General features: G+C 63.5%; 14 protein-coding genes. 10 read left to right on the forward strand and 4 right to left on the reverse strand.

From position 1 onward, the window contains the following. Positions 1-120: 120 nt before the first annotated feature. Positions 121-882: a precorrin-6A synthase (deacetylating) gene (cobF, locus tag FJ543_RS00975; RefSeq protein WP_140873398.1), complete on the reverse strand. Its 762-nt coding sequence runs from the start codon at positions 880-882 to the stop codon at positions 121-123. A 147-nt stretch (positions 883-1,029) separates the two neighbouring features. On the opposite strand from cobF, the gene FJ543_RS00980 reads away from it, so the two are divergent. From FJ543_RS00980 to FJ543_RS01005, 6 genes are all read left to right on the forward strand, one after another. Beyond that, on the forward strand, positions 1,030-2,043 hold the full coding sequence (locus tag FJ543_RS00980; protein WP_140873400.1) for a DUF4424 domain-containing protein: 1,014 nt from the start codon (positions 1,030-1,032) through the stop codon (positions 2,041-2,043). Continuing rightward, entirely contained in the window at positions 2,043-2,561 is a 519-nt protein-coding gene (locus tag FJ543_RS00985) for a dihydrofolate reductase (protein ID WP_140873402.1), read from the forward strand. Before FJ543_RS00980 ends, FJ543_RS00985 begins: the two co-directional genes overlap by 1 nt. 155 nt (positions 2,562-2,716) lie before the next feature. Then, on the forward strand, positions 2,717-3,832 hold the full coding sequence (gene hflK, locus FJ543_RS00990) for an FtsH protease activity modulator HflK (RefSeq protein ID WP_140660953.1): 1,116 nt from the start codon (positions 2,717-2,719) through the stop codon (positions 3,830-3,832). After that, positions 3,832-4,785, forward strand: a complete 954-nt coding sequence (locus FJ543_RS00995; protein ID WP_140615721.1) for a protease modulator HflC — start codon at positions 3,832-3,834, stop codon at positions 4,783-4,785. Before hflK ends, FJ543_RS00995 begins: the two co-directional genes overlap by 1 nt. A gap of 6 nt (positions 4,786-4,791) precedes the next feature. Further along, positions 4,792-4,980 (forward strand): DUF2065 domain-containing protein, encoded by a 189-nt coding sequence (locus FJ543_RS01000; protein WP_015317277.1) that lies wholly within the window; start codon positions 4,792-4,794, stop codon positions 4,978-4,980. Positions 4,981-5,124: 144 nt separating this feature from the next. Beyond that, on the forward strand, positions 5,125-6,642 hold the full coding sequence (locus tag FJ543_RS01005; protein ID WP_140724138.1) for a DegQ family serine endoprotease: 1,518 nt from the start codon (positions 5,125-5,127) through the stop codon (positions 6,640-6,642). A 30-nt stretch (positions 6,643-6,672) separates the two neighbouring features. Here FJ543_RS01005 and FJ543_RS01010 read toward each other — a convergent pair whose 3' ends face one another. After that, a complete protein-coding gene (locus FJ543_RS01010) occupies positions 6,673-7,245 on the reverse strand; it encodes a GNAT family N-acetyltransferase (RefSeq protein ID WP_140660955.1) in 573 nt (190 codons plus the stop codon). Then, positions 7,242-8,129, reverse strand: a complete 888-nt coding sequence (serB, locus tag FJ543_RS01015) for a phosphoserine phosphatase SerB (protein WP_015317280.1) — start codon at positions 8,127-8,129, stop codon at positions 7,242-7,244. Before serB ends, FJ543_RS01010 begins: the two co-directional genes overlap by 4 nt. On the opposite strand from serB, the gene miaA reads away from it, so the two are divergent. Together miaA and FJ543_RS01025 are read left to right on the forward strand one after the other, a co-directional pair. After that, positions 8,119-9,084: a tRNA (adenosine(37)-N6)-dimethylallyltransferase MiaA gene (gene miaA / locus FJ543_RS01020; RefSeq protein WP_140873403.1), complete on the forward strand. Its 966-nt coding sequence runs from the start codon at positions 8,119-8,121 to the stop codon at positions 9,082-9,084. The genes serB and miaA overlap by 11 nt on opposite strands. Positions 9,085-9,189: 105 nt before the next feature. Beyond that, complete coding sequence (locus FJ543_RS01025; protein ID WP_140660958.1) at positions 9,190-9,984, forward strand: GGDEF domain-containing protein; 795 nt, start codon at positions 9,190-9,192, stop codon at positions 9,982-9,984. A gap of 253 nt (positions 9,985-10,237) precedes the next feature. Here the strand turns inward: FJ543_RS01025 and FJ543_RS01030 are convergent, their stop codons facing one another. Next, complete coding sequence (locus FJ543_RS01030) at positions 10,238-12,070, reverse strand: ATP-binding protein (protein WP_140873404.1); 1,833 nt, start codon at positions 12,068-12,070, stop codon at positions 10,238-10,240. A gap of 154 nt (positions 12,071-12,224) precedes the next feature. Between FJ543_RS01030 and FJ543_RS01035 the strand changes: the two genes are divergently transcribed. Next, the gene (locus FJ543_RS01035) at positions 12,225-12,788 is read left to right on the forward strand and encodes an XRE family transcriptional regulator (protein WP_140615732.1); all 564 of its coding nucleotides are present in this window, start codon (positions 12,225-12,227) and stop codon (positions 12,786-12,788) included. Between the two features lie 4 nt (positions 12,789-12,792). Next, positions 12,793-13,101: a hypothetical protein gene (locus FJ543_RS01040; protein ID WP_140615734.1), complete on the forward strand. Its 309-nt coding sequence runs from the start codon at positions 12,793-12,795 to the stop codon at positions 13,099-13,101. The last annotated feature ends 20 nt before the right edge of the window (positions 13,102-13,121 follow it).

The raw sequence follows: 13,121 nt of genomic DNA on the forward strand, positions 1-13,121 counted from the left end.
GAGTAGGGAGTAGTGAGTAGGGAGTAGGGAGTAGGGAGTAGTGAGTAGGGAGTAGTGAGTAGTGAGTAGTGTAGTGAGTACAGCCTAGTCCCTACTGACTACTGACTACTCACTATTCCACTACTCCGGCTTTCGCAGCAAATACGTATCCATGATCCAGCCTTTCTTCCGGCGGGCTTCGTCGCGGCGCCTTTCGATCTCGGCGCCGACATCGCCAAGGCGGCCGGAGATGATGATCTCGTCGGGCGTGCCGAGATAGGCGCCCCATTGGATGAAAAGGTCCTGGTCTGCCAGCGTGTTGAAGGCGCATTTGCCGTCGAGCATGACGACGGCGCTGCCGGCATTGTCCGGCATGCCTTCCTCGGTCAGGCGGCGGCCGGTGGTGATCAGCACGGGATCGCCGATGCGGTTCAGCGCCGTTTTGTGGCTGGCTGCCAGCGCCTGGACGGCCGTTATGCCGGGGATGACTTCCAGGTCGAACGCAACATTGCCCCTCAGGCGCACGCGCTCGAGGATGCGCAGAGCGCTGTCGTAGAGCGAGGGGTCACCCCAGATCAGGAAGGCGCCGCAGCCACCCCCGGAGATCTCGTCGCGGATCAGTCCCTCGTAGATGGCGGCGATGGCTTCATGCCAGTCGTCGACGGTCGAGCGATAGGAAGAGGTTGGTTCGGCGCGCACCGGCACGTCGAACTCGACCCGGCGTGAGGCCGGGTTGGTGACGAAGCGGTCGCAGATGCCGCGCCGCAGGTTGGCAAGATCGGTCTTGTCGGTGCCCTTGTCGGGAATAAACAGGACGTCCGCCCTGTTCAGCCCTGCTATGGCCTGGATAGTCATGTGGTCGGGATTGCCGGCGCCGATGCCGATGACGAGAAGCTTGCGCATGGCGCGAACTCCTGCCCCATCGGAACCTGTTAGTCCAGACCGCCTGCGTGTCCAGACCGGTCACGCACGCCCAGCAAGCGGAAGGGCTTTGAAACGCCGCATTGAAACGGCTAGGGTCATTCAGGCATTCCAGCCGAGGGGGCTTCGATGTTGCGATCTGTTCTGGCTTTAGCGTTGGCGCTTTCGGTCGCGCCTGCAATGGCCAATGATTCGGTTGCCGAGCTTGGCACTGGCGGCCTGATCCTGTCGCGCAGCGATGCCGTGGCGATGCAAAGCGAGGATCTTTTCATCTCGCCCGAAAAGGTGACGGTGGACTACATCTTCCACAACAACACCGACAGGGATGTCGACGCGATAGTCGCCTTCCCGATGCCCGACATTTCCGGCGATCCCGAAGAGATGCCGGCGATCCCGGAAAACCAGAGCGATAATTTCCTCGGCTTCGAGGTGACGATCGACGGCGTCGCGGCCAAGCCCCAACTCGAGCAGAAGGTGCTCGCGCTCGGCATCGACATCGGCGCCGACCTCAAGGCGCAAAACGTGCCCTTCAACCCGTTCGGCGACGCGGCCAAGGCGGCGCTGGCGAAGCTGCCGCAAGGGGTTGCTGACGACTGGGTCAACCGCGGCATCATCATCGGGGATTCCACAGCCGACAGTGGCCAAAAACCGGTCTATTCGCCGTTCTGGCAATTGCGCTCGACCTATTGGTGGCGCGCGGCCTTTCCGGCCAACAAGGACGTTCACGTCTCGCACCGCTACAAGCCCAGCGTGGGCGGCACATCCTCGGTCAGTTTCTTCAATGAAGGCCAGTTCCAGAACTCATACGCGGCCTACAAGAGCCGCTACTGCATGGACGACACATTCGAGAATGCGGTGCGCAAGGCGGCCAAGGACAATCCGGACGGCTATCCCAAATTCTACGAAAGCCGCATCGCCTATATCCTGACCACCGGCGGCAACTGGGCGGCGGGCACCATCGGCAAGTTCAAGCTGACCGTCGACAAGGGCAACCCGAAAGCCCTGGTCTCGTTCTGCGGTGACAACGTCAAAAAGGTCGGGCCGACGCGTTTCGAGATGAAGGCGAACGATTTCTATCCCGAGCACGACATCGACATCCTCCTGCTCGTCCCGTCGGACAGCAATGGCGGGGACGCAAACTGATGCATGTCGCCATCTATGTCGCCATTGCCGAGAACGGCGTGATCGGGCGGGACGGCGGGTTGCCCTGGCGGCTCTCCACCGACCTCAAGCGGTTCAAGGCCGACACGATGGGCAAGCCCATCATCATGGGCCGCAAGACCTATGAAGGCATCGGCCGGCCGCTGCCGGGCAGGCTGAACATCGTCGTCACCCGCGACAAGGCCTGGCGCGCCGAGGGCGTCGAGGTGGCGCATACGCTGGAAGCCGCGATCCAGCTGGCGACCGTGCGCGGACACCGCATGACAGGCGTCGACGAGGTCTGCATCATCGGCGGCGGCGAAATCTATGCCCAGGCGCTGCCGCTGGCCGACCGTCTGCACGTGACCCATGTGCTGGCCGACGTCGACGGCGACGCGCATTTCCCGCCGATCGACCCTGATGCATGGCAAGTGGTCAGTTCGCGGGAGATTGCGTCAGGAGAAAAGGACAGCCATGCGACGCGCTATACGGTTTATGAGCGCCGCCGCGAGACAGTTTGAAGATAAAGGACGACAAAGGGTCGCTACCGGCCCAAAACGGATGAAGTCGGCGGCGCATCGCGTTGAAAGCGCGCCGTGGCGTCCCTATAGAAGAACGACACTGGATTTGCGCCGTAACCGCGGTGCTTGAGGGAATTCCAAGCGAAAGGACATTCATGCCCTGGAACGACAAAGGTGGCGGAGGCGGCGGCCCGTGGGGTGGCGGCGGTAACAATCAGGGACCCTGGGGGCAGGGACCGAAGGGGCCAAGCGGCCCGCAGGGGTCGCCTCCCGACCTCGAAGACATCATTCGCCGTGGCCAGGATCGGCTGCGGCGCGCGCTGCCCGGCGGCGGTGGCGCCAGTCCGGCGGTGTTCGGCCTGATCGCCGCGGTGCTGGTTGTTCTGTGGGCCTTCCAGGCGGTCTATACCGTGCAGCCCGACGAGGTCGCGGTCGAACTGCGCTTCGGCAAGCCGAAGGCCGAGCTTTCCCAGCCAGGCCTGCATTTCCACTGGTGGCCTCTCGAGACCGTCGAGACGGCGAAGATTTCAGAGCAGCTTGTCGACATTGGCGGCGGCAATACCAGCGGCAACGGGCTGATGCTCTCGGGCGACCAGAATATCGTCAATGTGCAGTTTTCGGTGGCCTACCAGGTCTCCGATCCCCGCGCTTACCTGTTCGACGTCTCCGACCCGGACGGCATGCTGCGGCAGGTTGCCGAGAGCGCCATGCGCGAAGCCGTCGGCCGCCGGCCGGCGCAGGACATTTTCCGCGACGATCGCCAGGGCATCGCGGCCTCGGTGCGCGAGATCATCCAGACGACGCTGGACGGCTACAAGGCCGGTCTCAACGTTAACGCCGTCTCCATCGAGGATGCGGCACCGCCACGCGAGGTGGCAGATGCGTTCGACGAGGTGCAGCGCGCCGAGCAGGACGAGGACAAGTTCGTCGAGCAGGCCAATCAGTATTCCAACCAGAAACTCGGCCAGGCACGCGGCGAGGCAGCCCAGGTCCGCGAAGACGCGGCCGCCTACAAAAACCGTGTGGTGCAGGAAGCCGAAGGTGAGGCGCAGCGCTTCATCTCGGTCTACGACGAATATGCCAAAGCCCCCGATGTCACGCGCAAGCGCCTTTATCTGGAAACCATGGAGAGGGTTCTGAAGGACTCGAGCAAGGTCATCGTCGAGCAGGGCAACGGACAGGGTGTCGTGCCTTATCTGCCGCTGCCCGCATTGCAGCCGAAACCGCCAGCACCGGCCGCGCCCGCCGCGAACACGGGAGGTACCAAGTGATGGCCAACCGTCTTCCCATCGTCGTCGCCGTGGCGGCGGTCGTCCTGTTCCTGATCTATTCCTCGGTCTTCGTGGTCAATGCGCGCCAGCAGGCGCTGGTGCTCCGCTTCGGTGAGATCGTCGACGTCAAGAGCGAGCCCGGCATCTACTTCAAGGCGCCGTTCTCGTTCTTCGACGCCGATACGGTGCAACTGATCGAAAACAGGGTGCTGCGCTTCGACCTCGACAACATCCGCGTCCAGGTCTCCGGCGGCAAGTTCTATGAGGTCGATGCCTTCATCGCCTATCGCATCTCGGATCCGCGCGTCTTCCGGGCCGCCGTGTCCGGTCAGATCGAACTGGCCGAAGCGCGGCTCAGGACGCGTCTCGACGCTGCCCTGCGCCGCGTCTACGGTCTGCGCGATTTCGAGGCCGCGCTTTCCGAAGAGCGTGCCGTGATGATGCGCGAAGTGCGCGATCAGCTCAGGCCCGACGCCACGTCGCTCGGCTTGCAGATCGAGGATGTTCGCATCCGCCGCACCGACCTGACGGCCGAAGTTTCACAGCAGACCTACGACCGCATGAAGGCGGAACGCCTGGCGGAGGCTGCGCGGCTGCGGGCACGCGGCAACGAAGCGGCACAGCGCATCACGGCGCGCGCCGATCGTGAAGTGGTCGAGATCGTTGCCGAAGCGCAGAAGGAGTCCGAGATCCTGCGCGGTGAGGGCGAGGCGCAGCGCAGCGCCACCTTCGCCGATGCCTACAAGCGCGATCCCGCCTTCTTCGACTTCTACCGGTCGATGAATGCCTATGGCACCGCGCTGGACAACACCGGGACGACCATGGTGCTGTCGCCGAGTTCGGAGTTCTTCCGCTACTTCCGCGATCCCGACGGCAAGGAAGGACCGGCGAAACCGACGGCGCCGGCTGCGGCACCTGCCGCGCCGACGACACAACCCAGCACCGGCCAGTAACGGCCGGTGCAGGATTTCTTCGCGGCGATAGGCCTGGTCCTCGTCATAGAGGGCCTGGTCTATGGCGGCTTTCCCCGCCTTGCGAAGAAGCTCGCGGGCGAAGTGCTGTCGATGCCGGAGAATGCGTTGCGGATCGGCGGGCTGGCGGCGATCGCCATTGGTGTTGGCGTCGTCTGGCTGGTGCGGGGCGTGTAGAGGCGGCGGTTTGCGGAATAACGCTCGATTTACACTCCACCGATGGTCATAGCCGCAAACGTGCCGTATTTCTTGCCATCATGGCGCGACACGGCGTTTTCGTCGAAGCGCTTTTCTCTTTTAGAAATGCCGGGAGGCTTCTCGATGACATCCAACACCCTTTTGGACGCCGCTCGACGGACATTGGTCGCCGGCGCGGCAGCGCTGGTCCTGGGCGCCGTCGCCGTTCCGTCCTTCGTGGCCCCGACATTCGCCGCCGACGGACCGGCCTCGGTCGCCGACCTGGCGCAAGGCGTGCTTGGCGCGGTGGTCAATATCTCGACATCACAAACGGTGAAGGGCACGGAAGGGCCGGGCGCGGTGCCGATGCCGCAACTGCCCGAAGGCTCGCCGTTCCAGGATTTCTTCGACGATTTCTTCAAGAACCGCGGTGGCGAAAAGGATGGCGGCTCGCAGAAGGTGCAGTCGCTCGGTTCGGGTTTCGTCATCGACGCCGAACAAGGCATCGTCGTCACCAACAACCACGTGATCGCCGATGCCGACGACATCGAGGTCAATTTCTCCGATGGCGTGACCTTGAAAGCGACGCTGGTCGGCACCGACACCAAGACCGACGTCGCGGTGCTGAAGGTCGATCCGAAAGGTCACAAGCTGACAGCGGTGAAATTCGGCGATTCCACCAAGATGCGCGTCGGCGACTGGGTGATGGCGGTCGGCAATCCGTTCGGCCTCGGCGGCACGGTCACGGTCGGCATCGTCTCGGCGCGCAACCGCGATATCAATTCAGGCCCCTATGACGACTTCATCCAGACCGACGCCGCGATCAACCGCGGCAATTCGGGCGGACCGCTGTTCAACAGCGCCGGTGAGGTCATCGGCATGAACACGGCGATCATTTCGCCGTCCGGCGGTTCGATCGGCATCGGCTTCTCCATTCCCTCGCAGCTCGCCTCTGGCGTCGTCGAGCAGTTGCGCCAATATGGCGAGACGCGGCGCGGCTGGCTCGGCGTGCGCATCCAGCCGGTGACGGACGACATCGCGGAAAGCCTCGGCATGGCGACCGCCAAGGGCGCGCTGGTGGCCGGCGTCATCAAGGGCGGACCAGTCGACAACGGCACCATCCAGGCCGGCGACGTCATCATCAAGTTCGACGGCAAGGACATCCATGAAATGCGCGACCTGCCGCGCGTCGTCGCCGAAAGCCCGGTGGGCAAGGCCGTCGACGTGTTGATCGTGCGCAAGGGTGTCGAGCAGACGGTGAAGGTGACGCTCGGCCGGCTCGAGGATGGCGAGAAGCTGGCGAGCGGCGAGAATGGCAATACCGACCAGAACAAGGGCGCTGACAAGGCTCCGGCCGTCTCGACCGCCTCGGTGCTTGGCATGACGGTCGGCGAACTCAACGACGAGACGCGCAAGAAGTTCAGCATCGCCGGCGATGTCTCCGGCGTCGTCATCACCGACGTGGCCAAGGACTCCGCCGCCGCGGAACGCGGTATCCAGCCGGGCGAGGTGATCACCGAGATCGCGCAGGAGTCGGTCGCCACGCCCAAGGACGTCATGGACCGGATTGGCGCGCTGAAGGAGCAGGGCCGCAAGAACGCGCTCTTGATGCTGGCGTCGAAGACCGGTGAATTGCGCTTCGTTACGATCCGGATGGATTGAAATTTCAATCCGGCGATTTGGAAAGGGCGGCTAACCCGCCGCCCTTTTTCTTGCCTGCCAGTCCTCGCGCGACAGCCGGTAGAGCACATGCCGCTTGAGCGCGGGATGGCTGTCCGGAATGCTGGGGTGGTCGAAATCGCTCGATGGGTCGGCGGTCATGCCGAGGCGTTTCATAACGGCGGTCGAGCGGTGGTTTTCCGCCACGGCGAAGGAAACGATCTCGTCGACGGCCAGTGTCTCGAAGCCGTAGGCCAGCCATGCCTCCGAGGCCTCGGTGACATAGCCCTTGCCCCAGAATTCGGGAGCCAACCGCCAGCCGATCTCGATTGTGTCGGCCGGCAGCGATGGCACATCATCGGTCGCGAGGAGGCCGACGAAACCGATGCATTCGCCGGTCGCGGCAATCTCGGCCGCGGCGAAGCCGTAGCCGTCCTCATCGACCCAGGCGCGGAACTCATCCATCTTGGCGTCGGCGGCGGCACGGTCGCGGCGAAACGGGAAGAACTCCATCACGCGATCATCGGAATTGATGCGATGGAACAATTCGCGGTCGCGATCCTCCCAATTGCGCAGGATCAGGCGTTCGGTACGGATTGGCTTCATTGGACGAATTCTTCCTGCCGGTAGCCCTGCAGATAGAGCAGCGCAGTGAGGTCGGCATGGTCGATCCGGACTTTTGCCTGCGCCGCGACGGAAGGCTTGGCATGCAGCGCGACACCGGTTCCGGCCAGGCGGATCATGTCGAGATCGTTGGCGCCGTCGCCGACGGCGATGGCATCGGCCGGCGTCAGGCCAAGACGGGCACAGATTTCGAGCAGCGCCTCGGCCTTGGCGGCGCGGCCGAGGATCGGCTCGCCGACCAGCCCGGTGAAGCGTCCGTCTTGGTCGAGAAGGCGGTTGGCGCGGTCTTCCTGAAAGCCAAGCATCGCAGCGATGCGCGTGGTGAAAACCTCGAACCCACCCGAGACGAGCGCCGTCCAGGCGCCGTTGGCGCGCATGGTCTGGACCAGCGCGCGGCCGCCCGAGGCCAAGGTCAGCCGATTGGCGACGATATGGTCGACGACGGCGGCATCGAGCCCCTTGAGGAGCGCCACGCGCTCGCGCAGCGCCGGCTCGAAGGCGATCTCGCCGTTCATCGACCGTGCGGTGATCGCCGCGACATGATCCTTGACGCCGATCTCGTCGGCCAGCTCGTCGATGCACTCCTGGTCGATCATGGTCGAGTCCATGTCGGCGAGAAGGATTTTCTTGCGGCGTGTTTCAGCCTGCTGGACGATCACGTCGACGGGCTCAGCGGCCAGTGCGGTACGAAGGCTCGCGGTCGTTTCATCAGCCTGCGCCGCTGGCGGCAGGGCAATGTCACAGGCAATGCCTTCGGCCAGCCATACGACAGCGCTTGCGCCCACCGACCGTGAGGCCATATTCGCAAGCGATGGCGACAGAGCGCGATCGGCGGGACGGGAAACAAGCGTGGCAATGAGCGGCATCGAGAATTCCGGCAGGGATGCGGACGAAGGCCGCGTGAAGAACGCGATCCTGATAGCCGGGCCGACCGCCAGCGGCAAGTCGGCGCTGGCGCTTGAACTGGCCGAACGCACAGGCGGCGTCATCGTCAACACCGATTCCATGCAGGGCTATGCGGTTCTCGACGTGCTGACGGCCCGGCCGCAGGCGGCCGAACTCGCACGAGCGCCGCATTTTCTCTATGGGCATGTCCATCCCGGCACCGCCTACTCGACCGGCGCCTGGCTGCGCGACGTCATGAAACTCATTGATGACGGGACGCTCTCGCGGCGGCCAATCTTCGTCGGTGGCACCGGCCTGTACTTTCGTGCGCTGGCGGAAGGGATTTCGGAAATGCCTGATATTCCGCAACGGATACGCGACCGCTGGCGCTACGAATTGAAGGAGCAAGGCGCGGTCAAGCTGCATGCCTTGCTGCTGCGCGAGGATTCGAGCGTCGCCATGCAGTTGAAGCCAACCGACAGCCAGCGCATCGTGCGGGCACTCGAGGTGCTCGACGCCTCCGGCCGGTCGATCCTGGACTGGCAGGCAGAGCGCGGCCTGCCGCTCATCGACAGGCCGAGCGCGCATTTCCTGGTCGTCGAGCCGGATCGGGCAGCATTGGTTGATCGCATCGAAAGGCGTTTCGACCAGATGCTGGACAAGGGCGCGCTGGAGGAAGTCAAGCAGCTTGCGGCCCTTCGTCTGGATCCAGACCTGCCGGCGATGAAGGCGATCGGGGTTCGCGAGCTCCAGGCCGCGATCTCAGGGCAGTCGAGCTTTCCCGAGGCGATCGAGCGCGCCAAGATCGCGACAAGGCAATATGCCAAGCGGCAGGCCACCTGGTTTCGCCATCAGCTGGGGCCGGAATGGCAGAGACTTCGCCCCGGTGACGCTCTCGAAACCACGATCCAAACACTTGTTGCTAATACAACTTAAAAAGTTGCCCATGAGGGAAGGGTTCTCGCCGAAGTTGTCGGAATTAACGCTCCGTAAGTCGGTCCCTGCCATAAGGTCATGGGGTATTTTTCCATCGGGGAGCAGATGCGTTTCCACAAAGCGGAATCCGCTTTTTTCGTCTTTATCTTCGTGATCCTGGCTGCTGGCCTGGTGACCCTGCACGCCTATGGGCAACTGCAATCCTTCGCCACGGAACTCCATACGGCCTCCGGCCTGGACAAGGTCATCTACCTCAACAAGCTCCTGTTCGCGACCGGCGTACTGCTCGCCACCGCGCTGTTTTTCGGCATCTTCTTCATCTACCCGCTGATCCGCAAGCAGGCGACCGAAGAGGGCAAGCTGCGCGCCATGACGGTGTCGCTCAGCGCCCGCTCCGAAACGCTCGAGCATGCCGCCCTGACCGACGGCCTGACCGGCATGCAGAACCGGCGCTATTTCGACGACGCGCTGAAGGAATATCTCGAGGAGTTCCGGCGCATCGAAAAGCCGGTCGGGCTGATGATCCTCGATCTCGACCATTTCAAGCAGGTCAACGACACGCACGGCCACGATGTCGGCGACGAGGTGCTCAAGGCTGTCGCCAGATGCCTCAGGGACATGACACGTTTCCACGATGTGGTGGCGCGCCTGGGTGGTGAGGAGTTCGCCGTGGTCACGCCCAACATGGAGGCGGACCTTCTGGCCAAATTCGCCGAGCGCATCCGCAAGGCGATCGCCAACATGTCGATCCTCTCCGGCAACAATGTCCGGCTCAAGATCACCACCAGCGTCGGGCTTGCCGTCTGGGATCGCAAGGAAACGGCGGAGGAATTCTATCGCCGCGCCGATCGCCAGCTCTACGAAGCCAAAAGGCAAGGCCGCAACCGCGTCTGCGCCTAAAATCCCATCCCTGAATTCGTGATGCCGGCCGTTTGCTGCCGACTTCTGCGCTTCCGGCCTTCGCCGGCCAAAGCACTTATGAGACGTTGCGCTTTAAGGCTGCGGCCGGCGAAGGCCGATGCTCGCGGACCAAAACACCAATCGGCTCAGCCTGACCACCTCCCTGACGGGATTTACCCAAGCTTTCCGACGAAGACGGGATAGGCCGCTTGCACGGATTCTCAGGACTATTCATGGAGGCGTGACGCTCAGCTCAATCGTTCTGCGGGCGCAGGCCGAAGGTCGCGGGTTTGAGGCCGTAGCGTGTGTCGAAATCTTCGTCCGACTGCACGCGCGCCGCCGCCGGCGCTTTGCGGTAGTCGGGGTCGCCGGCCTGCCGGCCGGAATCGACCACCTCGGCGAAAGCCATCGCCTGGCTCTGCGGTTTCGGCACGTTGCGCAGCCGCTCCACGATCGCCACAAGGTCGACCTCGCCGGCCTTGGACGTCACGTCTTCCTCGCGCTTGGCCGTGCCTGGAAGCAGGTGAGCGGGCAATCTTTCGAATTTCAGCCGCATGGTCGTCGCCACGCCTTCGCCGAAGGCGATCGCTTCGCGCTGGCCCATGGAGGACAGGAAAGCGAGCGTGGAGGCGGAAGAGTCTGCGATTGCCGAGCGGATGATCGCCTGGTCCTGCTCGTTGGCGAGCCGCATGGCGAAGAAGGTCGAGCACTGCGAGAGAATGGTCGGGTCGAGCTCGCCGGGGCGCTGGGTGACGACGCCGAGATAGCAGCCATATTTGCGGCCTTCCTTGGCGATGCGCGACAGCGCGTGCCGGGTCGGCGCGAAGCCGAGACGCGCATCGGCGGGCATGTAGCGGTGCGCTTCCTCGCATAGGAACAGCAGCTGCAGCTTGCCTTCGCTCCACAGAGCGAGGTCGAAGGCCAGACGCGCCAGCACCGAGCAGACGGAATTGACCACTTCCGACGGCATGCCGGCCATCTCGAAGCAGGTCACCGGACGGCCATGATGCGGCACGCGGAAGATGTTGCCGATCGTCTCGTGGATGGTGTCCTCGATCAGGCGCGAATTGAACATGAAGCGGTAGCGCGGATCGGCCGCCGCCGATTCGATGCGTGTCTTCAGCGATTTGAGGGTTGGACGATCGGTCTTGCTTTCGAGCATGCCCATGCGCTCGTCGATCTGCTTGAGCAGGTCGGCGATGCGGTAGGGCACCGGCGTATCGGCGGTCAGCGCATCGCTGCCGCGCCTCAGGTAGGCGCCTGAACCGGGGTTGCGATAGAGATTCTTGGCGAGCGGAATGAGGTCGCGAAGGGCATCGATCTCTTCCGGCACCGTTTCGCGTCCGCGAAACAGCACTTCGGCGAATTCCTCCAGCGTGAACATCCAGAACGGCAGGTCGAGCGTCTTGGAATCGACCCTGACGCAATATTCGGGCAGCGAGGCCGCGAACTCGTTGTGCGGATCGAGGATCAGGATGCGCAGGTCCGGCCGCGCCGCGATCGACTTGCGCAGCAGCAGCGACACCGCTGTCGATTTGCCGACGCCGGTCGTGCCGACAATGGCGAAGTGGCGCGCCAGCGTGTCATCGATGGCGATGTTGGCGGCGATCGCCTCGTCCTGCGCCAGCGAGCCGATGGTGATGGAATGGCGGCCGGCCAGGTCATAGACCGCCTGCAGGTCGCGGGTGCGGATGCGGTGCGCGACGGCGCCGATATGCGGATAGATGGTGATGCCGCGGTCGAAGATCGGCCTGGCCCCGGGTTCGGCGCCGTCACGGACTTCGCCGATCAGCTCGATGCTGACCTCGATGGCGTTCTGGCCGTCATTGTTCCAGGCCAGATCCGACTTGCCGATCGCGTAGACCAGGCCGACGGTTCGTGTCGTGCCAAGGTTGATCGAGATCATCTTGCCGACCGTCCACAGGCCGGTGATCGCGCCGTCGGCGTCGTCGGCATAGGCGCTGATGGTGGCGCGCGCACCGTCGCATTGCACGACATTGCCCAGGATGCGCTTGTCGTTTTGGTCGGCTGTGCGGCGCTCCTGCGATGTCGGTTCTCCGACGGAAGCTTCGCGTTCGACATACATGGACAGGCCAATCCCCATTTCCCTTGAGGCCGTACCCTACAGGAACGGGGTTAAGGTCGGATGAGGTCGGATGGTGTAGAGAGGATTAAGGTCTTGGTGAAAATTGCTTTGAAATGGCTCTTCACGCACTTATTGGTTTCGTTATAATGTACGAATGGATGATATAGCGAACGACATTTCCTCGACCATCGGCAGGCGTATCCATACCGAAAGGACCATGCGGGACTGGTCGCTGGCCGAGCTCGCCGAACAGTCCGGTGTTTCCAAGGCAATGCTGAGCACGATCGAGCGCGGCATGACCAGCCCGACGGCGGCACTTCTGGTACGCATAGCAGCTGCCTTCGGCATGACGCTCTCGACCCTCATCGCACGGGCGGAATTGCAGGGTGGCGGGCTGCTGCGCGCAGCCGGCCAGGCAGTGTGGCGCGACCCCGACACAGGCTATGTCAGGCAGCATTTGTCGCCGGCCTGCGACATGCCGCTCGAACTGATCAAGGTCCATCTGCCGGCGGGCGCGAAGGTCAGTTTGCCAGCGGCTTCCTACGCCTTCATCAAGCAGCAGATCTGGCTGATCTCGGGAAAACTCGAATTCACCGAGGGTGACCAGGTGCACAGGCTCGAACCGGGCGACTGCCTGGCGCTCGGAGCGCCGTCGGATTGCACCTTTCATGCGCTGGAGCCGGGCGCCGATTATCTCGTCGCCCTGGTCAGGAGCTGACGTCATGGCACGACGGCCAAAGCGCTCCCACAATGGGGGGCCGCCTCTTGACGACTACAAGGGGCCGCCATGGGGCAAGGGCGATCCATACATCTTCCTGGCCTGGCAGGCCGCGCACGCCAAGGCATGGAAGGCGCCGAGCCGCGAAGTCATGCTGATGCGCATGGACAAGGCTGAACGGCTGGGCCTGACCTATGAGGAATACACGCTCGAAATCCTGGAGCGCGGTCGCCATCTCAAGGAAGAAGACACCGAACGCATCGGCGCCATCAAGGCCGCGCGCAAGCGGCGGCGTGTGCGCCATCTCGACTGAAGCGGCGCTGTCGACCCATC

Source organism: Mesorhizobium sp. B2-5-7 (assembly GCF_006440875.1).
Lineage (GTDB): Bacteria > Pseudomonadota > Alphaproteobacteria > Rhizobiales > Rhizobiaceae > Mesorhizobium > Mesorhizobium australicum.

Coding starts and splice junctions, on each gene's coding strand:
- cobF (WP_140873398.1), bottom strand. CDS start 882: ATGCGCAAGCTTCTCGTCATCGGCATCGGCGCCGGCAATCCCGACCAC.
- FJ543_RS00980 (WP_140873400.1), top strand. CDS start 1,030: ATGTTGCGATCTGTTCTGGCTTTAGCGTTGGCGCTTTCGGTCGCGCCT.
- FJ543_RS00985 (WP_140873402.1), top strand. CDS start 2,043: ATGCATGTCGCCATCTATGTCGCCATTGCCGAGAACGGCGTGATCGGG.
- hflK (WP_140660953.1), top strand. CDS start 2,717: ATGCCCTGGAACGACAAAGGTGGCGGAGGCGGCGGCCCGTGGGGTGGC.
- FJ543_RS00995 (WP_140615721.1), top strand. CDS start 3,832: ATGGCCAACCGTCTTCCCATCGTCGTCGCCGTGGCGGCGGTCGTCCTG.
- FJ543_RS01005 (WP_140724138.1), top strand. CDS start 5,125: ATGACATCCAACACCCTTTTGGACGCCGCTCGACGGACATTGGTCGCC.
- FJ543_RS01010 (WP_140660955.1), bottom strand. CDS start 7,245: ATGAAGCCAATCCGTACCGAACGCCTGATCCTGCGCAATTGGGAGGAT.
- miaA (WP_140873403.1), top strand. CDS start 8,119: ATGAGCGGCATCGAGAATTCCGGCAGGGATGCGGACGAAGGCCGCGTG.
- serB (WP_015317280.1), bottom strand. CDS start 8,129: ATGCCGCTCATTGCCACGCTTGTTTCCCGTCCCGCCGATCGCGCTCTG.
- FJ543_RS01025 (WP_140660958.1), top strand. CDS start 9,190: ATGCGTTTCCACAAAGCGGAATCCGCTTTTTTCGTCTTTATCTTCGTG.
- FJ543_RS01030 (WP_140873404.1), bottom strand. CDS start 12,070: ATGTATGTCGAACGCGAAGCTTCCGTCGGAGAACCGACATCGCAGGAG.
- FJ543_RS01035 (WP_140615732.1), top strand. CDS start 12,225: ATGGATGATATAGCGAACGACATTTCCTCGACCATCGGCAGGCGTATC.
- FJ543_RS01040 (WP_140615734.1), top strand. CDS start 12,793: ATGGCACGACGGCCAAAGCGCTCCCACAATGGGGGGCCGCCTCTTGAC.